At 53.8% G+C, this 506-nt stretch carries 1 protein-coding gene; it reads left to right on the top strand.

The annotated features are described in order from the left end of the window. On the top strand, nucleotides 1–506 hold a 506-nt coding region (locus tag BEG40_RS21550; protein ID WP_123058485.1), incomplete at both ends, for a DUF1983 domain-containing protein.

The raw sequence follows: 506 nt of genomic DNA, 5'->3' as shown, positions 1-506 counted from the left end.
CGGGCGAGCGATGATGCGGAAGGTTACCTGGATTTTTTCAAAGGCCAGATAACCGAATCCCATCTCGGCAAGGAGCTGCTGGAAAAAGTCGAGCTGACGGAGGATAACGCCAGCAAACTGGAGGAGTTTTCGAAAGAGTGGAAAGACGCCAACGATAAATGGAATGCCATGTGGGGCGTCAAAATTGAGCAGACCGAAGACGGCAGGCATTATGTCGCGGGGCTTGGCCTTAGTATGGAGGATACGGAGGAAGGCAAACTGAGCCAGTTCCTGGTTGCCGCTAACCGTATCGCGTTTATTGACCCGGCAAACGGGAATGAAACGCCGATGTTTGTGGCGCAGGGCAACCAGATATTCATGAACGAAGTGTTCCTGAAGTATCTGACGGCTCCCACCATTACCAGTGGCGGCAATCCTCCGGTATTTTCCCTGACACCGGACGGGCGGCTGACGGCGAAAAATGCCGATATCAGCGGTAACGTGAATGCGAACTCCGGGACGCTCAA

Source organism: Escherichia sp. MOD1-EC5495 (genome assembly GCF_002965965.1).
GTDB classification, from domain to species: domain Bacteria; phylum Pseudomonadota; class Gammaproteobacteria; order Enterobacterales; family Enterobacteriaceae; genus Escherichia; species Escherichia ruysiae.
Note: the sequence above shows the minus strand (reverse complement) of the source record. Positions and strands in the feature narration are given on the sequence as shown.